We start from the raw sequence: 22,011 nt of genomic DNA on the forward strand, positions 1-22,011 counted from the left end.
CTGTGCTTGATTAACCGATCAGGCTGCGCAGCACGTACTGCAGGATGCCGCCGTTGCGGTAGTAGTCCGCCTCACCGGGGGTGTCGATGCGGACGACCGCGTCGAACTCCACGTCCCCGGCCTTGACCTTGACGGTCTTCGGGGTGCGGCCCTCGTTGAGCTCGGTCACGCCGGTGAAGGAGAAGGTCTCCTCGCCGGTGAGGCCGAGGGACTCGGCGTTCTGGCCCTCCGGGAACTGCAGCGGGAGGACGCCCATGCCGATCAGGTTCGAGCGGTGGATGCGCTCGTAGGACTCGGCGATGACGGCCTTGACGCCGAGCAGCGCGGTGCCCTTGGCGGCCCAGTCGCGGGACGAGCCCGAGCCGTACTCCTTGCCCGCCAGGACGACCAGCGGGATGCCGGCGGCCTGGTAGTTCTGCGAGGCGTCGTAGATGAACGACACCGGCGCGTCGGCCTGGGTGAAGTCGCGGGTGTAGCCGCCCTCGGTGCCCTCGGCGATCTGGTTCCGCAGGCGGATGTTGGCGAAGGTGCCGCGGATCATCACCTCGTGGTTGCCACGGCGGGAACCGTACGAGTTGAAGTCGCGCTTCTCCACGCCGTTCTCGGTGAGGTACTGCGCGGCCGGGGTGCCCGGCTTGATGTTGCCGGCCGGGGAGATGTGGTCGGTGGTGACCGAGTCGCCCAGCTTGGCCAGGACGCGGGCGCCGGCGATGTCGCTCACCGGGCTCGGGGTCTTGGCCATGCCCTCGAAGTACGGGGGCTTGCGGACGTAGGTGGACTCGGCGTCCCACTCGAAGGTGTTGCCGGTCGGGACCGGGAGCGACTGCCAGCGGTGGTCGCCGGCGAAGACGTCCTGGTAGCCGTTGGCGAACATCTCCTCGTCGATGGAGCCGGCGACGGTGTCGGCGACCTCCTGCTCGGACGGCCAGATGTCGGCGAGGAAGACGTCGTTGCCGTCGGCGTCCTGGCCCAGCGCGTCGCGGGTGATGTCGACGTTCATGTTGCCGGCGAGGGCGTAGGCGACCACCAGCGGCGGGGAGGCCAGGTAGTTCATCTTGACGTCCGGGTTGATCCGGCCCTCGAAGTTGCGGTTGCCCGAGAGCACCGAGACGACCGCGAGGTCGGACTCGTTCACCGCGGCGGAGACCTCCTCGGGCAGCGGGCCCGAGTTGCCGATGCAGGTGACGCAGCCGTAGCCGACCAGGTTGAAGCCCAGCTTCTCCATGTAGGGGAGGACGCCGGCCTTCTCGTAGTAGTCCATGACGACCTTGGACCCGGGGGCCAGGGTGGTCTTGACCCACGGCTTGACCGTGAGGCCCTTCTCGACGGCCTTCTTCGCCAGCAGGGCGGCGCCCAGCATGACGGAGGGGTTCGAGGTGTTGGTGCAGGAGGTGATCGAGGCGATCACGACCGCGCCGTTGTCGATCTGGTACTCGGACCCGTCGGGGGCGGTCACCGAGGTCGGCTTGCTGGCCTCGGCGGAGTACGCCGGGAGGGCCTCGGCGAACTTGCCCGCGGCCTCGGCCAGGATCACGCGGTCCTGCGGGCGCTTCGGGCCGGAGATCGACGGGACGACGGTGGAGACGTCCAGCTCGAGGTACTCGGAGTAGACCGGCTCGTGGGCCGGGTTGTGCCAGAGGCCCTGCTCCTTGGCGTACGCCTCGACCAGGGCGAGCTGCTGCTCGTCGCGGCCGGTGAGCTTCAGGTAGTTGATGGTCTCGGCGTCGATCGGGAAGATCGCACAGGTCGAGCCGAACTCCGGCGACATGTTGCCGATGGTGGCGCGGTTGGCCAGCGGGATGGAGCCGATGCCGTCGCCGTAGAACTCGACGAACTTGCCGACCACACCGTGCTTGCGCAGCATCTCGGTGATGGTGAGCACCAGGTCGGTGGCGGTGGTGCCGGCCGGCAGCTCGCCGGTCAGCTTGAAGCCGACCACGCGCGGGATCAGCATGGAGACCGGCTGGCCGAGCATCGCAGCCTCGGCCTCGATGCCGCCGACGCCCCAGCCCAGCACGCCCAGGCCGTTGACCATGGTGGTGTGCGAGTCGGTGCCGACGCAGGTGTCGGGGTACGCCTGGCCGCCGCGGACCATGACGGTGCGGGCCAGGTGCTCGATGTTGACCTGGTGGACGATGCCGGTGCCGGGCGGGACGACCTTGAACTCGTCGAACGCGGTCTGGCCCCAGCGCAGGAACTGGTAGCGCTCCTTGTTGCGGCCGTACTCGATCTCGACGTTCTGGACGAAGGCGTCCGGGGTGCCGAACTTGTCCGCGATGACGGAGTGGTCGATGACCAGCTCGGCCGGGGCGAGCGGGTTGATCTTCGCCGGGTCGCCGCCCAGCTCCTTCACGGCCTCGCGCATGGTGGCCAGGTCGACCACGCAGGGCACGCCGGTGAAGTCCTGCATGATCACGCGGGCCGGGGTGAACTGGATCTCCTGGCTCGGCTGGGCGTTCTCGTCCCAGTTGCCGAGCGCGCGGATGTGGTCGGCGGTGATGTTCGCGCCGTCCTCCGTGCGGAGCAGGTTCTCCAGCAGGACCTTGAGGCTGTACGGCAGCCGCTCGGAACCCTCGACGGCGGAGAGCTTGAAGATCTCGTACGACTCGTCGCCCACCTGCAGCGAGCTGCGGGCGTCGAAGCTGTTCGCGGACACGACTGACTCCTTCTGGTCCTTCTGGATCCACCCGGTGGTAAGGTGACCCTAACTTGGGCCTGGCCGCCACCTTGGGAGGCGTACGCCTCTCGGCAAGTATCTTGACGTCAAGATAGACCCTAGCGCAGAGTTATCTCGATGTCGAGATAAACCATAGTGCATGGGTGCGCCGTCTCCACGTCAGGCATGCCCCTATCTGACAGCCGTCCTTGAGCACCTGTCCAAAGTTCCGCTCGGACCGCCCTCACACAACATCAGGTCACCTTCGCCGGAGCCGTAACGCGGCCCGGGCGCTCGGGCGTCTGGGTATCGGCTGCCTCGCACCGGGCGGGGCCGGTACGGGGGAGGCGCCTTGCTCGGGAGCAGCCGGCGGTCCGAGAAGAGACTGCGGGAGTTCGAGGAGTTCGCCCAGCACAGGGGCGGCGCGCTGTTCCGCACCGCGCTGCTGCTCTGCGGCGACTGGCACCTCGCGGAGGACCTGACCCAGACCGCGCTGGCCCGCATCCACGCCTCCTGGGGACGGGTCCGCCGGGCCGACTCCCCCGAGGCGTACGCGCGCAGCGTCCTGATGCGCTGCTTCCTGTCGCACCGTCGGCTCAAGCGGTCCGGCGAACGGCCCTCGCTCGGCGAGCTGCCCGAACCGCCCGCCGCACCGGACGGTGACCCGGCCCTGCGGGTCACCCTCCTCGCCGCCCTGGCCCAACTCCCGCCGCGGGACCGGGCCGTGCTGGTGCTCCGGTACTGGGAGGACCGCAGCGTCGAGGAGACCGCCGCCGAGCTTCAGCTCCGGCCGGGCGCCGTCCGCAGCCAGTGCCTGCGGGCGCTGGGGCGGCTGCGCACCGCGCTCGGGCCGCTCGACCAGCTCTCCGCGCCGTGAACCGGGGCGTCGACCGGGACATCAGCCGGGACGTCAGCCGGGGCGGCGGCAGCCGTGTCCGTACCGCACTCGACCAGTCCGATCCGAGGGGATGTCAGATGGAACCGAAGGACGTGCAGAAGGTGTTCGGCGACGCGGTGGGGGACGCCGCGCCGGACCTGGGGCCGCTGATCGCCGGGGCGGCGCGGGAAGGGGCGGCGCTCCGGAGGCGGCGGGCCTTCGGGGTGGCCGGCGCCACGGCGGTCGTGGCGGTGTTGGCCGTCGGCGGGGCGCTGACCGTCACCCCGGGGCCGGGCGAGCCCGCCGACGGAACCCGCGTGGCGTTGACGGCGGCAAGTGGCGGTACCCCGGCGACCGCTGCCGGACAGGTCCCGCTCACCGGACAGGCGGCCGTCCTGAACCTGGCCCGGCTGGTCCCCGTCGCACTGACGCACGGCGACTACACCGGGCGGGACCTCCTGCCCGGCACGGCCCAGCCCGAGGCCCGCGGGGAGCTCACCGTCCGGACCGACGCGGGCACCGCCCGGATCGGGATGGCCCTGACCCCGGACTTCTCCCCCACCGCCGGGAAGCCGGGGGTGCCGGGTACCGACGGCGACGTCTTCGACTGCGCGAACCGCGGGCCCCAGCTCGTCTGCCGGAGCTCCACCCGGCCGGACGGCAGCCGGCTGCTGGTGTGGGAGAGCCGGGTCGGTGAGGACGTGCAGCGTGGCGCCGACCTGCTGCGCGCCGACCGCGTGCGGGTTTCCGCATCCAGCAACAGCGTGATGGACCGTCAGCGGGAGAAGCGGCTCGCGGGACCGCCGATGAGTCTGGAGCAGTTGGAGGCGGTCGTGCTCAGCCCGTCCTGGACCACCACGATCAGCGCGGAGCAGGCCGCGCGGGCGGCCGCCGAGATCAAGGTGTACACCGACGGCCGGGCGACCCTCGCCCCGAAGGCCGGCTGAGGCCCTCCCGCCCGGGGGCATCGGCGGGCCCCTCGTATCGGCGGGCCCCTCGTACGGGTGACTTCGGCGGGTCCCGGTGAGTGCCGGGCGGGGCGGAGCGGGATCAACTGGCAGCTTGGGGGCGGACGTCCGCCCCGAGAGCCGAGAGGCCCCGCCATGCCCGCCGCCCCTGCCCTGGCCGCGCTCGCGCTGCTGCCCGCCACCGTCCTGCCGTGCACCACGGTGGAGGCGGCCTTCGACCGGCCGGACGGGATCGTGCCCGCCACCGCCGTGAGCTTCGCGCCGGAGGCCGTGCCCTACGGCGCCGCCGTGCGGGTGGTGGTGGAGCGCGCCGGCGGCACCACCACCGTGTCCGTGGAGGTGGACGGACTGACGCCCGGTCACACCTACCCCGTGCACGCGCACGTGCGGGGCTGCGGCACCGCGCCCGGCGACGCGGGCCCGCACTACCAGGACCGGGCCGACCCGGTGCAGCCCTCCACCGACCCGGCCTACGCCAACGACCGCAACGAGCTCTGGCTCACCTTGCGCACCGACGAGCACGGCCGGGCGGCGGCCCGCTCCACCGTGGCCTGGGAGTTCCGCCCGGGCGGGGCCGGGTCGCTGGTGCTGCACGCCGGGCAGGACGGGCAGGGGCACTCGCTGGCGCAGCGGGTGGGCTGCGTCAACGTGGACTTCTGACGCTCCCCACCCGCCTGCGCTTCTGCCCGCCCGCCCTTCTGCCCTGCCGCCAGTCCTGCCGCCCGTCCCGAAGGGGCGTCAGGAGCCGAGGGTGGCCACCAGGACGGCCTTGATGGTGTGGAGGCGGTTCTCCGACTGGTCGAAGACCACCGAGTGGTGGGACTCGAAGACCTCGTCGGTGACCTCCAGCTCGGACATGCCGGTGGCCGCGTGGATCTGCCGGCCGACCTCGGTGCCCAGGTCGTGGAAGGCCGGGAGGCAGTGCAGGAACTTGACCTTCGGGTTCCCGGTGGCCTTGATGGTGTCCATCGAGACCTGGTACGGCTTCAGCAGCTCGACCCGCTCGGCCCAGACCTCCTTGGGCTCGCCCATCGAGACCCAGACGTCGGTGTAGAGGAAGTCGGCCCCGGCCACGCCCGACGCCACGTCCTCGGTGAGGGTGATCCGGGCCCCGCTGGCCCCGGCCAGCTCCCGGGCCGCCTGCTGCACCTCCTCGCTCGGCCAGAGCTGCTTGGGCGCGACGATCCGGATGTCCATCCCGAGCAGGGCACCGGTGACGAGCAGTGAGTTCCCCATGTTGAAGCGGGCGTCACCGAGGTAGACCAGGGTGGTCCGCTCCAGCGGCTCGGTGGTGTGCTCGGTGATGGTCAGCACGTCGGCCAGCGCCTGGGTCGGGTGCCACTCGTCGGTCAGGCCGTTCCACACCGGGACGCCGGCGAACTCGGCCAGCTCCTCGACCAGCACCTGGCCGTGGCCCCGGTACTGGATGCCGTCGAACATCCGGCCCAGCACCCGGGCGGTGTCCTTGATCGACTCCTTGTGGCCGAGCTGCGAGCCGGAGGGGTCGAGGTAGGTGGTGGTGGCGCCCTGGTCGTGGGCGGCCACCTCGAAGGCGCAGCGGGTGCGGGTGGAGGTCTTCTCGAAGACCAGCGCGATGTTCTTGCCGACCAGGCGGCGCTGCTCCGTCCCCGCGTACTTGGCGGCCTTGAGCTGGGCGGACAGGTCGATCAGGAAGCGGAACTCCTGAGCGGTGAAGTCCAGCTCCTTGAGGAAGTGCCGGTTACGGAGGTTGAAGGCCATGCCGGGCTCCTGGGTTGCTGCGGGGACAGTGAGATGGGAAGTGTATACGACTCCCTGAATTTCTATGCATCGATGGAGAGGTGAGTCCGGGCCGGGGCCACCACCCGTGACGGCGGTGGCCCCGACGGACCGTCAGAGCCGGGGGTCGACCGGCTCCGACTCCAGCGCGAGGACGGCGAAGACCGCCTCGTGCACCCGCCAGAGCGGCTCCCCCGCCGCCAGGCGGTCCAGCGCCTCCAGACCGAGCGCGTACTCGCGCAGGGCCAGCGAGCGCTTGTGGCCGAGCGAGCGCTGACGCAGCTGGTCGAGGTGCTCGGTGTAGTCCGGGCCGTAGATGATCCGCAGGTACTCCCGGCCGCGGACCTTGACGCCGGGCTGGACCAGGCGGCCGCCACCGGCGGTCTCCCCCGGGCCGGCCCCGGCGTCCTCGGTCCGCTGCCCGTCCTCGGCCCGCTGCCCGTCCTCGTCCTCGCCCGCGCGGGGGCGACCGTCGCCGCGGACCAGGGAAGCCAGCGGCTTCACCACCATGCCCTCGCCGCCGCCGGCGGTCAGCTCCTCCCACCAGGCGGTGCCGGCCGCGACCGAGGCCTCGTCGGCGGTGTCCACCAGCAGACGGCCGGTGTGCCGCAGGACCGGGGCGTCCTGGTCGTCCGCCTCGACCAGGCGGTCGATCCAGGCCAGGTGCCGGTCGTGCGGGAGGGTGGCGAGGTTGGCCCCCTCCGCCGCCAGCACCTGGAAGGGGGCCAGCCGCAGACCGGTGAGCCCCTCCGTCGGCCAGCAGTAGCGGCGGTAGGACTCGACGAAGGCCTCGGCGTCCGCCGCGCGCCGGCGCTGACGGGCGGTCAGCCCGGCCAGCGGCAGGCCACGGGCCTCCCCCGCCTCCAGGGCGGCGATCACCTGCGGCAGCGCCGAACCGGCGGCCGCGCCGACCGCCGCGTACTGACGGCGCAGCAGCTCGACGGCCTTGAGCGACCAGGGCATCAGCTCGGCGTCCAGCAGCAGCCAGTCGGTCGCCAGCTCCTCGAACAGCCCGGCCCGCTCGGCCGCCGTGCGCAGGCGGTCGAGCACCGCGCCGGTCAGCTCCTCGTCGGCCAGGAAGGCCCGGCCCGTCCTGGTCCAGATCGCGCCGGGGCCCTCGACCCCGAAGCGCTTCTCCAGCGCCGCCCCGTCCCTGGCGAGCAGCACCACGGCCCGCGAGCCCATGTGCTTCTCCTCGCAGACCACCTGCCGGACGCCGGCCGAGCGGTAGGCGGCGAAGGCCTCGTCGGGGTGCTCCAGGTAGCCCTCCCGGCGGGAGGTGGCGACCGGCGCCATGGTCGGCGGCAGGTAGGCGAGCAGCCGCGGGTCGAGCGCGAAGCGGCTCATCACCTCCAGCGCGGCGGCCGCGTTCTCCTCCCGGACCGAGACCCGGCCGTGGTGGGCGGTATCCACCACCCGACGGCCCGTCACGTCCGCCAGGTCGAGCGGGCGTCCCTCCCGAGCGCCCGGGGCGTCGGTGCGCATCGGGCGCACCGGGGCGTACCACTCCTGCTCGGCCGGGACGGAGACGACCTCCCGCTCCGGGTAGCGCAGTGCGGTGAGGCTGCCGCCGAAGACGCAGCCGGTGTCCAGGCAGATGGTGTTGTTGAGGAAGCTCGCGGTCGGCACCGGGGTGTGGCCGTAGACCACCAGGGCCTTGCCCCGGTACTCCTCCGCCCACGGGTAGCGGACCGGCAGGCCGTACTCGTCGGTCTCGCCGGTGGTGTCGCCGTACAGGGCGTGCGAGCGGACCCGGCCGGAGTTGCGGCCGTGGTACTTCTCCGGCAGACCGGCGTGGCAGACCACCAGCCGGCCCTCGTCCAGCAGGTAGTGGCTGACCAGGCCGCGCATGAAGGCCCGCGCCTCGGCGCGGAACTCCTCGGTCTCCTCCGCCAGCTGGTCGATGCTCTCCTGGAGGCCGTAGGAGACGGTGACCTTGCGGCCGTCCATCCAGCGGCCGAGCTTGTTCTCGTGGTTGCCGGGCACGCAGAGCGCGTGGCCCGCGCCGACCATGCCCATCACCAGGCGGAGCACGCCCGGGCTGTCCGGGCCGCGGTCGACCAGGTCACCGACGAAGACGGCGGTGCGGCCCTCGGGGTGGACGGCGTCCACCGGGCGGCCCTGCCCGTCCCGGGAGAGCCGGTAGCCGAGGGTGGTGAGCAGGGTCTCGAGCTCGGAGCGGCAGCCGTGGACGTCACCGATGACGTCGAACGGGCCGCTGAGGTGCCGCAGGTCGTTGTAGCGCTTCTCGGTGCGGATCTCGGCCGCCTCGACCTCCGCCTCGCCGCGCAGGACGTGCACCTTGCGGAAGCCCTCGCGCTCCAGCCCGCGCAGCGAGCGGCGCAGCTCGCGCTGCTGACGGGGGATCACGTGCGCGGGCAGCTGCCGGTCCGGGCGGGTGCGGTTGCGCTCGGCGCAGACGCCCTCCGGCACGTCCAGCACGATGGCGATCGGCAGGACGTCGTGGTCCCGGGCGATCTTGATCAGCTGGCGGCGCGCCTCGGCCTGGACGTTGGTGGCGTCCACCACGGTGCGGCGGCCGGCCGCCAGCCGCTTGCCGACGATGTAGTGGAGCACGTCGAAGGCGTCGGCCGAGGCGGACTGGTCGTTCTCGTCGTCGGCGACCAGACCCCGGCAGAAGTCCGAGGAGACCACCTCGGTCGGGCGGAAGTGGCGGCGGGCGAAGGTCGACTTGCCGGAGCCGCTGGAGCCGATCAGGACCACCAGCGAGACGTCGGTGACCGGGAGGGAGCGGACGCGCGGCTGCTCGTCATCGGGGGTGTCGGTGCGGTTCTGGGTGGTCATCAGGCAGCGCTCCTCTCGTGGGAGTCGGTGGTGGTCGGTGCGGTGTCGTCGCGGCGGAACAGGGCGAGCTGGGTCGGCGCGCCGACCTCCTCGTCCAGCGGACCCACCGGACGGACGGTGACGGTGTACCCGTAGTCGGCGGCCACCTTCCCGGCCCAGGCCAGGAACTCCGCCCTGTCCCACTCGAAGCGGTGGTCGGCGTGCCGGACGTGGCCGGCCGGCAGCGTCTCCCAGCGGACGTTGTACTCGACGTTCGGCGTGGTCACCACGACCGCGCCGGGGCGGGCCGCGCCGAACACCGCGTACTCCAGCGCGGGCAGCCGGGGCAGGTCGAGGTGCTCGATCACCTCGGAGAGGACCGCCGCGTCGTAGCCCTTCAGCCGGGCGTCGGTGTAGGTGAGCGCGCCCTGGACCAGCCCGACCCGGGCGGCCTGACGCTCCGACATCCGGTCCAGCCGGAGCTTGCGGGCCGCCGCCGACAGGGCACGGGAGGACACGTCCACCCCGAGCACCTCGGTGACCGCCGGGTCCTTGAGCAGCTCGGCCACCAACTCGCCCTGGCCGCAGCCGAGGTCGAGCACCCGGGCCGCACCGGTCTCGCGCAGGGCGGCCAGGATCGCCTCCCGGCGCAGTACCGCCAGGCCGACCGGCTTGGCGCTCTCCTCCGGCGAGCCCGGAGCCTCGGAGGCGTCCGCGGTGCCGGCCCCCTCCGGGCCGTCGTCCACCGCGTTGTCGAGCTCCTCCGCCTCTCGGTCGTCCGCCTCGGCCAACCGGGCCAGCTCCAGGCGCTCCATCGCCACCCTGGTCAGCGACCAGCGGCGGGCCAGGTACCGACGGGTGATCAGGCCGAGCTCCGGGTGGGCCCCGAGCCAGCCCTCGCCCGCCGCGAGCAGCTTGTCCACCTCGTCGGGAGCGACCCAGTAGTGCTTCGAGCCGTCCAGCACCGGCAGCAGCACGTACAGCTGCTGGAGCGCGTCGGCCAGCCGCAGCTCCGCCGTCAGCTCCACCCGGACGTAGCGGGACGCGCCCCACTCCGGGAAGGCCTCGTCCAGCGGGATCGCCTCCGCCTCGACCTGCCAGCCGAGCGGCTCGAACAGGCGGCGCACCATGGCCGGGCCACCGCCCTCGCCAGCGCCGTTGGCCGGCACGGCGGGCAGCGCGATCCGCAGCGGTCGGGGCTGCTCGGCCAGGCCGGGGCGCAGCTCGCAGACGCCCTTCATCGCCGTCCGGAAGACCGAACGCAACGCGACCGCGAGCAGCGAGGAGGCGGCGTAGGGGCGGTCGTTGACGTACTGGGCCAGGGCGAAGTCGGGCGACCCCGAGCGGCCCTTGCCGCGGCCCTTGCGGACCAGCGCGACCGGGTCGACGTCCAGCAGCATCACCGCCGTGCACGACCGCTCGCCCGCTTCTGGGTAGAAGACGTGGGCCTCGCCGTGCGACGTCGAGAACTGCTGCACCTTGTCGGGGTGCTTGTGGAGCAGAAAGCCCAGGTCGGAAGCCGGGCGTTCGGCCGTTCCTGTGGTGGAGATCGAGATGAACACCCGTCCGAGTATCGCCGAGGCCCGGCCGGGCCGACACCGGGTTTTCCCCGGGTGACCAGCGGGGACGCACGACCTGTCCGGTCGGTGAGCGTGTTCGTCAGGGCGGGGGGCGATTCGTTAACGTGCTCGATGTGACTGCTGAAACCTCCACCCTCGCAAGCGGTGCCCTCGCCGTCGGTCTGGCGACCGTCGCCGAGGACGGCACCATCCTCGACACCTGGTACCCGGCCCCGGAGCTGGCCGACGCCCCCGGCCCGTCCGGGACCGTCCGGCTGACCGCCGAGGAGGCCGACGCCGCCCTCGGCCAGGGCGCGGCCGAGGCGCTGCGCACCGACGCCCGCCGCGGCGTCGAGGTGATCGCGGTGCGCACCACCATCTCCTCGCTGGACGAGAAGCCGGTGGACGCGCACGACGCCTACCTGCGCCTGCACCTGCTGAGCCACCGTCTGGTCAAGCCGCACGGCCAGAACCTGGACGGCATCTTCGGCCTGCTGGCCAACGTCGCCTGGACCAGCATCGGCCCGGTGCCGGTGGACCTGGTCGAGCGCGCCCGGCTCGCCGTCCGCGCGCAGGGCGGGCAGCTGGCCGTGTACGGGATCGACAAGTTCCCCCGGATGACCGACTACGTGGCGCCGAGCGGCGTCCGGATCGCCCACGCGGACCGTGTCCGCCTCGGCGCGCACCTGGCCGTCGGCACCACCGTGATGCACGAGGGCTTCGTCAACTTCAACGCCGGCACCCTGGGCACCTCGATGGTGGAGGGCCGGATCAGCGCGGGCGTCGTGGTCGGCGACCACAGCGACATCGGCGGCGGCGCCTCGATCATGGGCACCCTGTCGGGCGGCGGCAAGCAGGTCGTCTCGGTCGGCGAGCGCTGCCTGCTCGGCGCCAACGCCGGCATCGGCATCTCGCTGGGCAGCGACTGCGTGGTGGAGGCCGGTCTGTACGTGACCGCCGGCACCCGCGTCACCACCCCGGACGGCAAGGTCGCCAAGGCGGTCGAGCTCTCCGGCCAGGACAACCTGCTGTTCCGTCGCAACTCGCAGACCGGTGCGGTCGAGGTGATCGCGCGGTCCGGCTCGTGGGGCGGCCTCAACGCCGAGCTGCACGCGCACAACTGACCTCCGGTCAGGATCGGCCGCCGACGGGCGCGGCACCGGGACTCCCGGTGCCGCGCCCGCGTCGTCCCCGAGCGCGTCGTTCCCGACCCCAGCTGCCGGCCCCCGGTAGCCGAGCGGCGGGCCCGGCCGCAAACCGGGATCACCCCTGGGGCTGACCGCGGGCGGGTGTTGGACCTCTACGAGTGGTCTGCGGTGACCGGGCTCCGGCCGGGTTCGTTGGACCCGCGGGGCCGCTTGCCCGAGCGGTGGCCCCGCCACCGACATCCGTCGGGTCACACCGCACTACCGAGCTGAAGGGGTCCGCTCATGTCCGAGCCCTGGTCCGAGGCACCCACCGCACCACAGCAGACCACGCCCGCCCCGGCCGCAGCGCCGATGAGCCTGCTGGAGCAGATGCAGCGGCTGCTGGCCGACCTGAACGCCGACCTCGCCGGACTGGACGCCGATCTGCAGTCCTCCGCCGACCGCGCCGAGGCCCGCCGCCGACCGGACGACCTCTCGACGGACGCCGCCGCCCGGGGCTGACCGTCGCGCGCCGCGACCGGCGGCCCCAGCGGTACGACCAAGGTCGGCACCCCCTGGCTCCCCGTCGGTCCGGCCCCGCCGTCCCCCGCCGGACCACCGATCGCCCGCACCGGGCCGGGCTCCGACTCCGACGCCGGCTCCGGCTCCGACACCGCCCCTGGCTCCGGCATCTCTCCCGGGGGCACCGCGCCCGTGGCCACCGCGTCCGCCGGACCGGCCGCACCCACCCCCGCCGGGCCCGAGGTCTCCGGCATCCGGCGACGGACCGCCCGGAGCAGCTCGGCCACCGTGTCCTTGCACTCGGCCCCGGCGTCCACCCCGTCGATGCAGCGCCAGTAGAGGCCCTCCTCGTCCGCCCCGCAGGCCAGCACCACCAGCGCCTCGGCCATCTCGTGGAGCAGCAGCGCCAGCTCGGTGAGCACCGGCCCCGCCTCGCCCAGCTCGTCCAGCCGGGAGGCCCGCCCGTTCCCTCCCCAGTCCGCCCGGTGCCACTCCTGGTCCCCTCCCGACTGGTCCCCGCCCGAACGGTCCCCGCCGGCCCGGGCACCGCCCTCGGCCGGCCCCGGCAGCTCCAGGCAGCCGACCGCGTGCGCGCCGGCATCGCAGAGCAGCTGCCCGAGCGGGGCCAGCTCGCCGTCCCCCTGGCCGGCGATGCCGGCCCCGACCGCCTCGGTGAGCAGGGCCGCCTGCCAGGCCTCCGCCAGCACGTCCGGCACGCTCCTGGCCTCCGCCAGGGCGTGCCGAGTGGTCTTGATCAATCGCAGCGCGTCCATCCCGGCCGCTCCCCTCGCTCGCGTGGGACCGCACCGCCGTGGCTGACGGTGCGTCACGCGGCAAGACTGCGACGGGCGGCGGCCGGACGGCCGGAAGTCGCCCAGCCCTGTGGACAACCGCCCCCTGTGGACAACGCGTGTCACCCGCACGGGCGACAACGGACGGCTACGGACGACCACGGGCGGCCTCGGGCCCCGCGCTCAGACCGGGAAGCGGACCTCGTTGCGCTCGATCTTCGCCGCGAGGGCGGCCGCCGGATCCACGCCGACGGCGCTGCAGAACTGGAGCAGGTAGGCGAGCACGTCGGCCACCTCGTCCCGGACCCGGTGCGCGCGCTCCGGCTCGGCCATCACCGTCTCGGCCTGTTCGGGCGTCAACCACTGGAAGATCTCCAGCAGTTCGCCCGCCTCCACGGTGAGCGCGGCGGCCAGGTTCTTCGGGGTGTGGAAGGGCCCCCAGCCCCGCGCCGCCGCGAAGTCGGCGAGCCGCTGCTGGAGCTCGTCCAGGGTGTTGTCGGTCGTCATGCGAACAGGTCTACCCCATCGCCGCCGCGTCGGCGCCGCCGCGGGCCGACTGCGCGGGCACCCGGGCCGCCTCCGGCCGGAGCACGCTGTGTCCGCTGGCCGGATCCCGCCGGCACTCGACGAGCGACACCTCCTCGCCCGCCTCCCGGGCCGGGCCCGGGTCCTGCACCGCGGCGAGCAGCCTGACGTCCTCCTTGGCACACACCTCCTTGGCCAGCCGCAGCAGCGCGACCACCTGCTCGGGCGCCAGACCCGCCGACAGGTCCTCCGCCAGCACGGTGAGCTGACGGTGCGCCGACGGCACCTCGCCCGCCGGGTCCACGTCCAGCACCCCGGCGCCGGTGAGCAGCACGGCGGCGAAGGCCAGCAGCCGCAGCATGCCGTCGGAGGCCTGGTCGGCGCTGGTCCGGCCGAGCACCCCCTCGTCGAAGACGGCCATCAGCTCCTCCCGGGAGTCCGGGCCGCGGCGGCTGACGTCCAGGCCCAGCAGCGGGTGCGGGGCGGCCTGCTGGACGGCCTTCAGCAGCCGCCCGTACCGGCGGGTGCACTCCTGCCGGATCCGCGCCAGGACGGCGGAGACGTTGGCGGCCGTGCCGAGCAGCCGTGCTTCGGGCTCGTACCCGGACCAGTCCCGCATCAGCGCGGGCACCGGGTGCATCGGGAACACCTCGCGCAGAGCGGTGAGCAGCTGCTCGGCGGCGGCCAGCACCCTGCGCTCGCCGGCCGAGGACCCGGCCACCCGGAGCGGGATCTGAGCGGTGATCAGGCTCTCGCTGGGGAACGGCGCCCGGATGTCGCCCTGCCGGGTGTCGTTGTGCCAGGTGACGTTGACCTTGCCGTGCGCCACGTCCTGCTCCCCGGTCTCCACCAGGGTCCGCCCCGCGCAGGTCAGCCACTCCCGGGCGACCCGGACCGGCCCGTCGGTGCGGACCACCAGCTCCAGGCGGATCGGGCCGTCGGCGGAGCGGACGGTGCAGCCCAGGATGATCGCGTTCCGGCCGTGCGGGACGCAGCCCAGCATGCCGCCCCTGATCGGCAGCGCGAGCGGGCCGGAGGCGCAGCCGGTGCCGTCCAGCGAGGGGCCGATCGGTTCGCCGAGGGCGAGCCGGGAGAGGGTGGCCAGCGCGTCCAGCGCGTTCGACTTGCCGACCCCGGACGGGCCGTGCAGCACCGTCAGCGGGGCGAGCGGCAGGGTGGTGCGGCGGTACGACTTGAAGGAGGTGAGGCGCAGCTCCTCCACCGTGGGGCGGAGCACGGGGCGGACGGCGGGTGTCGGGAGAACGTCGCTGGTCACCCGGGGGACGTTAGCCGTCGGCCGGCGCACAGAAACGTGCCTGCTCCGGAGGTTCATCCCAACGGGTCCGCCGCGCGGGACGGGCGTCGGTCCGTGATATGCGCAGGCCGGAGGGGGTGCCGACGGTGCCGAGGTGACAGCAGTGACAGCGGTGCCGGGCCGTCAGGAGCGGAAGCGGCGGAAGCCGTCAGCGGTAGGTGGTGAGGAGCACCGAGCCGGTCACCTCGACCGGGTCCGGCAGCCCGGCCAGGGCGGCGGCGAGCTCCTCCCGGTCGGTGTGCCAGGCGTTCGGGCCCATCGCCACCACGGCCTCCGCCTCCGCCCGCCCGAGCCGGAGGGTGAACTCGACCTCGGTGCGGTCGGTGCGGGTGAACCAGGGGCTGAGCTTCTCCTCGGTGCGGCGCTCCTTCTCCTCGTCCACCGAGAGCAGGCCCAACGCGGCCACCAGCTCCCCGAGGTGACGGGAGGTCGGGGTGACCAGCAGCAGCCGGCCGCCTGGCCGGAGCACCCGGCGCATCTCGGGGCCGTTGCGCGGCGCGAAGACGTTGAGCAGCAGCTCGGCGGACCGGTCCCGGAGCGGAAGGGGGCGCCAGGCATCGCAGACCAGCGCGCCGATCCGCGGGTGCGCCTTGGCCGCGCGCCGCAGGGCGTACTTGGAGATGTCGAGCGCCGCGCCCACCCCGCCGGCCCGCTCCAGCACGTGCGCCAGGTAGTGCCCGGTGCCCGCGCCGAGGTCGGCGATCAGGCCGTCGACCGGCCCCTCCCCGGCGGCGGCCACCGCCAGCGCGTCCGCGATCGGCCGGTAGTGCCCGGCCGACAGGAACCCGCTCCGGGCGGCGACCATCTCGGCGGTGTCGCCCGTACCGGTGTGCGCGTCACCGGCCAGCAGGCTGACGTAGCCCTGCTTGGCCTGGTCGAAGCCGTGGCCCGACGCACAGCGCAGGGTCCGCCCGTCCAGGGCGAGCGGCCGGGCGCAGTGCGGGCAGGCCAGGTACTGCTCGATGTCCTGCAGCAACGTCGGTGGTCCTCGCCGGTCCGGGGGTGGGCCACCAGCTTACTGAGGGCTCAGTCGGCTTCGCCCTCGCCGTCGTCGTCGCCGCTGACCTCTTCGTCCTCGGGGTCCTCGACGATCCAGCCGGCCAGCCGCTCGGAGACGCCGCTGACGCTCAGCTTGCCCTCCCGGATCGCCCGGGCCAGGCTGCGCACCTCGCGCGCGGTGGTGGCCACGTTGCAGCCGCTGGCCACCAGGTAGGAGTACGCGACGGCGGTCGCGAACAGTTCGTTGGTCCGCTCCAGCGCGGGGACGCGGATCAGCTGGTGCATCAGGGCCGCGGCGCGGTCCTGCGGTTCGGGGTAGACGGTGATGTCGAATATCTCGGCCTGGTGCCGGGCGACGGCGGCGAGCAGGGATCCGTAGTCGGTCACCTGGGGGTCGCCCGGGGTGTACTGCTCGGCGGTCATGAGCAGCCAGGACAGGTCTACCTCAAGTTTCAACGGCGCACGTCCTGGAGCTCGGAGCCGGCGAACTCGGCGAGGAAGGCGCTCTCGTACTCCTTCATGAACTGGGCCGCGGTGTCGACGAACAGCCGACCGGCCTCGCCCATGTCCTGGCGCACGAGCCGTTCGATGTACTGGTTCATGCTGATCCCCTGCTGCTCGGCCCGCTCGCGGGCGATCTCGGCGGTCGTGGCATCCACCCTGACGTTCAGCTGCTTCTTGGTCATGCTTCAAGCTAGCGCCGATGTGCTAGCACAACAAGGGCGCATTCCGGCCGCCTCACTCCTGTACCCGCGCGCGGGGCGCTTACCCCCTCCGACGGACCGGCCGCTCCGCTCAGGGCATCGGCAGGTCGTGTCCGCCGACCCGGCAGCACCAGACCGCCCGACGGTCCGTCAGCCCCGGGTGCAGGCCCGCCCCGTGGTCCCGGCAGACCGGCCAGACCCTCAGGTGGACGTGGGCGACGAAGGTCTGGACGGCGTCCGCGACGGTCACCTTCGCCTCCTCCAGACCCAGCGCGCGGACCTGCTCGCCGAACAGGCCGACCGAGCCGATCGGGTCGAAGTCGCACTCCGCCTCGACCTCCGGCCGCAGACCGTCGAGCCGGAGCCCGAGGTCCCGCTCGGCCGCCGCGCGCAGTGCCGCCAGGGCGGTTTCGGCCAGCGCGGCGCGGCGCTCCAGCATCAGTTCGGGCAGGTACGGCGGCGCGACCTCGCCGTGCGCGTCCCGGACGGCGCGCAGCCAGGCCAGCGCGTCGTCGGACAGCCGGGCCGGGTCCAGGTCCAGCTCGGGTTCCCCGGCGAGCACCGCGAGCCAGGTGTGGAAGGGGTCGTTCCCGCTCGTCGTCACGCCGGGCAACGCTAACGGGGGTCAGTGCGGGTCGCCCTCGATTTTCCCGGCCAGGGCCCTGGTCGTGGGCGGGAGTTCGCGCCACTGCCGGGTGAGCAGGGCGAGGGCGAGGGCCAGGTAGACGTAGCTGAGGACCAGCCGGTCGTTCTCGCCGGGGAGGACGAACTGCACCACGAACAGCGCGAACAGCAGGCCCGCCTTCCACGGCAGGAAGCGCAGGTCCAGCAGCAGGACGACGGCCAGCACGGTCTGGGCCGCCGTCAGCAGCACCTCGTCCACCTGACGCTCCACCAGCGGGAGCGCCCAGCTGCCGCCGCCCGCCGCGTAGGCGATCGGGAGGCAGGCGATCAGCAGGGTCCACTGGTTGACCTTGCTGGAGAGCAGGGCGCCGAGCCCGTCGTCGCCGCGCAGCCGCCAGGCGAAGACCACCGCGACGATCAGCTCGGGGGCCTCCGAGGCCAGCGGGGCCAGCCACTGCACCAGCAGGAAGCGGTCGATGCCGAGCGAGGCGCCGGCGTCGACCAGCGAGGTGGCGAAGGGCTCGGCGCAGGCGAAGACCACGGCGGCCGCGACCGCGAACACCAGCACCGTGGTGGGACGCCTGCGCCGGGCCGGGAGGGCGGCCAACCGGGCCGGGACGCCGATCAGTTCCTCTTCGTCCGTCTCGCTGCAGCGGCCGATCCGGTAGAGGTAGCAGGCGTACCAGACGATCAGAACGACGCCGACCAGCCAGGAGATCTCCCTGGTCAGCGGCATCAGGAAGGCGAAGACGGCGGCCGCACCGAGGAACGCGACATCGATCCGGCGGTGTTCGCGCAGGCTCACGCCGGGGCGCACGCCCGCCCGCCGGGCCGCGAAGTACGCGGCGAGCGCCACCATCGGCCACCCCACGCCGACCAGCAGCCGGTTCGCGCCGGTCATGTTGGCTGCGGCGTAGGCGGCGTACTCCGGCTTGGAGCCCGCCGTGTACGCGAACCAGAGGTCCACGGCGTACTCGGGCAGGACCGCGATGAACGCCAGCAGCGCCAGCGCCAGCGGCCCCGCGATGTCGGCCCGGGCGGTCTCCGCCGCCCACATCAGCAGCAGCGCGGCCGAGAGCACCCCGAGCCCGAACAGCACCATCCCGGGCACCGGATCCAGGTGCACCCCGGCCAGCCGCAGCACCACCGCGGGGGCGGCCCCGAGGCAGGCCGCCCCGAGCCGCAGCGCGGTGGTGCGCACCGAAGGCGGCCGCGCGGACGGCACCGAGGACGGCCCCGAGGGCTGCCCCGCGGACGGCCCCGAGGACAACGGCACCACGGGCGGCGGCTCGCCGGTCACCGTTCCATCCGCCCCGCGGACCGGGCCAGCCCGTCGGCCGCCGCGCCGCAGCGGGCGGCCAGTTCGGTGATCCGCTCCCGGAACGCCTCCGCCTGCGGGCCCTCCCAGCCCAGTGCGGCGACGGCCTTCAGCAGCCGCTCCTCGTGCTCGCGCAGGGCGGTGGCGTGCAGGCGCAGCCCGGCGACCGGCGCGGACGGCTGCGGACGGCGTGCGGCGGGGAACTCGGTCACGGTCGGCTCCAGGGGGCGAAGGCGTTGGTCACGCCGTCGAGGGCGTCGGCGAGTTCGGGGTGGTGCCGGAGCAGGACCGTCACCATGGTGCTGCGGTCGATCCAGCGCAGGCCCTCGGGGGTGTAGACCTCGGGGCGGTAGTCGGTGGTGAAGAAGCGGTCGCTCTTCAGCCGCCGGCTGGCCATCAGCACGAAGATCCGGAACAGCGAGTCGCTGAAGCCGAATCCGGCCGGGCGCGGCTCGGCGAGGTTCCCGACCAGGGTGTCCACCAGGTCCAGCCGGCCCTGGTAGACCTCCTCCAGCAGCTTGCTGTCCGCCCGGTGACCGCCCGTCAGCTCCTCGAAGGAGGTGACGGGGCGCTTGCGGAGCATCTGCCGGTAGGCGTTGTAGCGGGGAATGCCGCGCTCGCGGTCGCGGAGCACGTCCACCGTGCCGAGGTCCAGGTGCTCCCCGGTGAGCCGGGCGAGGTCGCGCAGCCCGTCGGGGTGGTTGTGGAGCACCAGGGCGCCGGGGTGGGCCGTGCCGAAGGAGTAGAAGAGGTCGCTCATCCCGTACTGGTCCACCGAGCTGCGGGTGGTGGCGCCCTGCATGTCGTCGAGGCCGATGCGGTGCCGGACGCCGCCGCCGCGGTGGTCGCGGACGGTCAGCTCGTCGGGGATCAGCGGGTGCAGCCGGTAGGCCGAGACGAACTCCTCGGTCATCGAGAACGGCGCCGCGTGGTGCTCGGTCGGTGAGCCGAGGATGCCGCTGAGCATCTCCCCCTTGCCGATCCGGCCGAACCGCCGGCTCACCCAACGGGGCAGCACGCCGTACCAGTTGGCGTTCATCGCCCGGTGCAGCACCGGGGTGTCGAGGATGCCCGGGGTCCACTCCACCGTGTGGATCTTCGCCATCAGCGCGGTGTTCACCAAGCGGGCGGTGTGGAACAGGCGTTCGTCGTCCCAGGCCGGATGGTGCGAGCGCAGGTGGTCGCAGATCGCGTTGTGCTCCTTGGCGAACAGGGTGTGCAGCAGCGACAGCCCCGCCCAGTAGTCGCCGTTCATCCCGGTGGCGTCCAGGCAGCCCATCCCCGGCCGCGGGTCGACCGGCAGCCGGCCCCCGGGCAGCGCCATCCGGCCGTCCTCACCGGTGCGCAGCGAGCGGCAGGTGGCCTCGTCGGAGCCGTAGACCTGCGAGCCGTCCCACCAGTGGGTGAGGGTGTTCTCGTAGGTGGGCGGCGCGCCGGGCGTGGTGTGCGCCAGCGAGTCCGGGCGGGTGCGCTTGACCCGCATCGGGCAGGCGGCCCAGTCGTCGTCGTCCGCCAGCGGGACGGTGAACGGCTCGGCCTCCGCGTTGTCGCCGTGGTTCGCCCAGCCGTGGTTCTCGAACTGGATCCAGGCGGCCGCCAGCAGGTTGAGGCTGCGGGCCGGGACGAAGGAGCGGCGGGCCAGCAGCTGCCGGCTGACCTCGCGCGGGCTGGGGGTCATCAACTCCCGCTCGCTGCCCGGGTGGCAGAGCTCCAGCGGGGCGTTGCGGTCCAGCCGGGTGCCGGCCCGTCCCATGTCCTCGTCGTACGGGTCGTAGCCGGAGCCGTCGTAGGAGCGGTACGGCGCCAGGGTCGCGCTCGGGCGGCGCGGCCGCTCGCCGCCTGCGCCGTAGGTGTCGTGCAGGTTGTGCCGGCGCAGCTCGTCGCGGATCACCTTGAGGTTCAACAGGCCGATGGGGGTCGGCAGTTGATGCCACTCCCGACTCCGGTTGACCCGGGCGAAGACGGCCGATCCCAGGCGCTCCAGGACGCCGGGCGGGCCGTAGGCGGGGCCTGCGGCCGAGGGTGCCCGCGGCGCGGGCGGCGGCGCGGTCGGCGGCACCTGGCGGGCCGCGGGGAGGACGGCAGCGGCGGGCTCGCTGCGGGGCGTACTGGTCTCGGTCATCGCGGTCCCTCAGCGGTCGTAGAGCGAGAAGAGGCGGTTGCCGGTCACCCGGCCCCGGTACGGGGCCAGTTCGGCGTCCACGTGGGCGGCGGCCTCCGTGGCCTCGAACTCCAGGTTGTGCGCGTAGCGCTCGGCGGCGTGGCAGAGCGGGAAGGCCCGGGTGTCGTCGACCCAGGTGTACTCGGTGAACCCGGCCGGCAGCGCGTACGGCGACAGGGCCGAACGGCCTTCCAGGCTGGGCACGATGTCGTGCTCGTTGACCAGCGAGAAGACCTTGGTCCTGGGGTCGGCCGGGCGCTTGGCGTCGATCGGGGAGCCGATCGCCACCACGTGGGTGACGGTGTAGACGGCGGTCAGGTCCCGGTTCCCGGCCAGGTTCATCGCGGTGACGCCGCCCTGGCTGTGGCCGACCAGGGCGAGTTCGGCGCCGGACGGGATGAACGAGCGCAGCGCCTTCGCCACCGCCCGCGCGTACGGCGAGTCGGGGCGGCCCACGGCGTTGAAGGCACCCACCAGGTCCTGCGGGCTGTCGGCGTTGAAGCTCCGTGCCATGCCCGCGAGTTGGACCACGTAGCGGAGCACCCCGTCGGGCCCGGTCACCCGCTGCACCAGCAGGGTGCCGCCGGTGCCGATCAGGTCGATGTTGCGCACGTAGCCGGTGATGGTGCCGGTGGTGTCCAGGCCGGCGGCCAGCGCGGCGTCCGGCACCAGCGGCTCGGCCCGGCCGGGCCCCCGGTCGAAGAACTCCCAGAAGCCGGCGCCGAGTCCGAGCAGCGGTTCGGCGGTCATCGCCTTCCCGGTCGCGACCTGCCAGCCGGCCCCGTCGTTGAGCGGGTTCTCGTCGGTGAGCGCGTTCCAGGCCAGGATGTCGGCGAAGGAGGGCGCCAGCATCGCGAAGGCGTGCTCGGCGCCGTCGCTCTCCAGCAGGGACCTGAAGATCCGGACGGCGTCGCGCTGCCGGTCCTGCTCGATCGCGGCCAGGATGCGGCTGGTGGACGGGTTCTCCAGCAGCTCCGGGTGGGTGACGGCGGCCGCCCGGATCCGCGCCTTCAGCCCGGCCACCGCCAGACTGACCGCCAGGCTCTCCCGGCTGGTGAACACCCCGGCCAGCCAGGCCGCCCGCGGCAGCGGGCCGCGCCCGCGCGGCGCCCAGCCGAGGCCGGCCGGATCGGTGAGGGTCCGCAGCAGACCGCGCCAGGCACCCCGGCGCACGGCCTCAGGCGCACGGGCGCCCAGCGTCAGCTCGGAGACGTACGCGGCGGCCTCGCCCACCGCCTCGGCGGCCTCGGCGAGTTCGCGGCACAGGTGGTGCAGGGTGGCGACGTCCGGCTCGGTGGCCAGCGTGTGGGGCATGGGGATCGG

19 protein-coding genes are annotated in these 22,011 nt (G+C 73.4%); 4 read left to right on the forward strand and 15 right to left on the reverse strand.

Annotation, left to right across the window (positions count from 1 at the left end):
* Nucleotides 1-10: 10 nt before the first annotated feature.
* Complete coding sequence (acnA, locus tag ACWCYY_RS08735; RefSeq protein WP_449795528.1) at nucleotides 11-2,656, reverse strand: aconitate hydratase AcnA; 2,646 nt, start codon at nucleotides 2,654-2,656, stop codon at nucleotides 11-13.
* 352 nt (nucleotides 2,657-3,008) lie between these two features.
* On the opposite strand from acnA, the gene ACWCYY_RS08740 reads away from it, so the two are divergent.
* The 3 genes from ACWCYY_RS08740 (at nucleotide 3,009) to ACWCYY_RS08750 (ending at nucleotide 5,161) form a co-directional block, all read left to right on the forward strand.
* The gene (locus ACWCYY_RS08740) at nucleotides 3,009-3,533 is read left to right on the forward strand and encodes a SigE family RNA polymerase sigma factor (protein ID WP_345290898.1); all 525 of its coding nucleotides are present in this window, start codon (nucleotides 3,009-3,011) and stop codon (nucleotides 3,531-3,533) included.
* A 98-nt stretch (nucleotides 3,534-3,631) separates the two neighbouring features.
* Nucleotides 3,632-4,480: a hypothetical protein gene (locus tag ACWCYY_RS08745; protein WP_345290897.1), complete on the forward strand. Its 849-nt coding sequence runs from the start codon at nucleotides 3,632-3,634 to the stop codon at nucleotides 4,478-4,480.
* Between the two features lie 156 nt (nucleotides 4,481-4,636).
* Entirely contained in the window at nucleotides 4,637-5,161 is a 525-nt protein-coding gene (locus ACWCYY_RS08750; protein WP_345290896.1) for a superoxide dismutase family protein, read from the forward strand.
* A 78-nt stretch (nucleotides 5,162-5,239) separates the two neighbouring features.
* Here the strand turns inward: ACWCYY_RS08750 and argF are convergent, their stop codons facing one another.
* From argF to ACWCYY_RS08765, 3 genes are all read right to left on the reverse strand, one after another.
* Nucleotides 5,240-6,241, reverse strand: a complete 1,002-nt coding sequence (argF, locus tag ACWCYY_RS08755; protein WP_449795529.1) for an ornithine carbamoyltransferase — start codon at nucleotides 6,239-6,241, stop codon at nucleotides 5,240-5,242.
* A 132-nt stretch (nucleotides 6,242-6,373) separates the two neighbouring features.
* Entirely contained in the window at nucleotides 6,374-9,064 is a 2,691-nt protein-coding gene (locus ACWCYY_RS08760) for a polynucleotide kinase-phosphatase (protein WP_449795530.1), read from the reverse strand.
* Complete coding sequence (locus ACWCYY_RS08765; protein WP_449795531.1) at nucleotides 9,064-10,605, reverse strand: 3' terminal RNA ribose 2'-O-methyltransferase Hen1; 1,542 nt, start codon at nucleotides 10,603-10,605, stop codon at nucleotides 9,064-9,066. The genes ACWCYY_RS08760 and ACWCYY_RS08765 overlap by 1 nt, the downstream gene beginning before the upstream one ends.
* A 131-nt stretch (nucleotides 10,606-10,736) precedes the next feature.
* Between ACWCYY_RS08765 and dapD the strand changes: the two genes are divergently transcribed.
* Entirely contained in the window at nucleotides 10,737-11,726 is a 990-nt protein-coding gene (gene dapD, locus ACWCYY_RS08770; protein WP_380149970.1) for a 2,3,4,5-tetrahydropyridine-2,6-dicarboxylate N-succinyltransferase, read from the forward strand.
* A gap of 272 nt (nucleotides 11,727-11,998) precedes the next feature.
* Here the strand turns inward: dapD and ACWCYY_RS08775 are convergent, their stop codons facing one another.
* The 11 genes from ACWCYY_RS08775 to ACWCYY_RS08825 all read right to left on the reverse strand — a co-directional run bounded on the left by ACWCYY_RS08775 (nucleotide 11,999) and on the right by ACWCYY_RS08825 (nucleotide 22,002).
* Complete coding sequence (locus tag ACWCYY_RS08775) at nucleotides 11,999-13,024, reverse strand: DUF6099 family protein (protein ID WP_449795532.1); 1,026 nt, start codon at nucleotides 13,022-13,024, stop codon at nucleotides 11,999-12,001.
* A gap of 201 nt (nucleotides 13,025-13,225) precedes the next feature.
* A complete protein-coding gene (locus ACWCYY_RS08780; protein WP_345290890.1) occupies nucleotides 13,226-13,549 on the reverse strand; it encodes a nucleotide pyrophosphohydrolase in 324 nt (107 codons plus the stop codon).
* Nucleotides 13,550-13,559: 10 nt separating this feature from the next.
* Nucleotides 13,560-14,843: an AAA family ATPase gene (locus ACWCYY_RS08785; RefSeq protein ID WP_449795533.1), complete on the reverse strand. Its 1,284-nt coding sequence runs from the start codon at nucleotides 14,841-14,843 to the stop codon at nucleotides 13,560-13,562.
* Between the two features lie 187 nt (nucleotides 14,844-15,030).
* Nucleotides 15,031-15,858 carry a putative RNA methyltransferase gene (locus ACWCYY_RS08790; protein WP_449795534.1) on the reverse strand — a complete coding sequence of 276 codons (828 nt, stop codon included), beginning with the start codon at nucleotides 15,856-15,858 and terminating at the stop codon, nucleotides 15,031-15,033.
* 50 nt (nucleotides 15,859-15,908) lie between these two features.
* Nucleotides 15,909-16,337 (reverse strand): fic family toxin-antitoxin system, toxin component, encoded by a 429-nt coding sequence (locus ACWCYY_RS08795; protein ID WP_345290887.1) that lies wholly within the window; start codon nucleotides 16,335-16,337, stop codon nucleotides 15,909-15,911.
* The gene (locus tag ACWCYY_RS08800) at nucleotides 16,334-16,567 is read right to left on the reverse strand and encodes a toxin-antitoxin system HicB family antitoxin (protein WP_345290886.1); all 234 of its coding nucleotides are present in this window, start codon (nucleotides 16,565-16,567) and stop codon (nucleotides 16,334-16,336) included. Before ACWCYY_RS08800 ends, ACWCYY_RS08795 begins: the two co-directional genes overlap by 4 nt.
* Nucleotides 16,568-16,676: 109 nt before the next feature.
* The gene (locus tag ACWCYY_RS08805; RefSeq protein WP_449795535.1) at nucleotides 16,677-17,189 is read right to left on the reverse strand and encodes a hypothetical protein; all 513 of its coding nucleotides are present in this window, start codon (nucleotides 17,187-17,189) and stop codon (nucleotides 16,677-16,679) included.
* 21 nt (nucleotides 17,190-17,210) lie between these two features.
* Nucleotides 17,211-18,509 (reverse strand): hypothetical protein, encoded by a 1,299-nt coding sequence (locus tag ACWCYY_RS08810; RefSeq protein WP_449795536.1) that lies wholly within the window; start codon nucleotides 18,507-18,509, stop codon nucleotides 17,211-17,213.
* Entirely contained in the window at nucleotides 18,506-18,739 is a 234-nt protein-coding gene (locus ACWCYY_RS08815; protein ID WP_345290883.1) for a hypothetical protein, read from the reverse strand. Before ACWCYY_RS08815 ends, ACWCYY_RS08810 begins: the two co-directional genes overlap by 4 nt.
* Nucleotides 18,736-20,649: a peroxidase family protein gene (locus ACWCYY_RS08820; protein ID WP_449795537.1), complete on the reverse strand. Its 1,914-nt coding sequence runs from the start codon at nucleotides 20,647-20,649 to the stop codon at nucleotides 18,736-18,738. Before ACWCYY_RS08820 ends, ACWCYY_RS08815 begins: the two co-directional genes overlap by 4 nt.
* Before the next feature lie 9 nt (nucleotides 20,650-20,658).
* The gene (locus ACWCYY_RS08825; RefSeq protein ID WP_449795538.1) at nucleotides 20,659-22,002 is read right to left on the reverse strand and encodes a hypothetical protein; all 1,344 of its coding nucleotides are present in this window, start codon (nucleotides 22,000-22,002) and stop codon (nucleotides 20,659-20,661) included.
* Between the last annotated feature and the right edge of the window lie 9 nt (nucleotides 22,003-22,011).

It is taken from the genome of Kitasatospora sp. NPDC001664, from assembly GCF_053596675.1.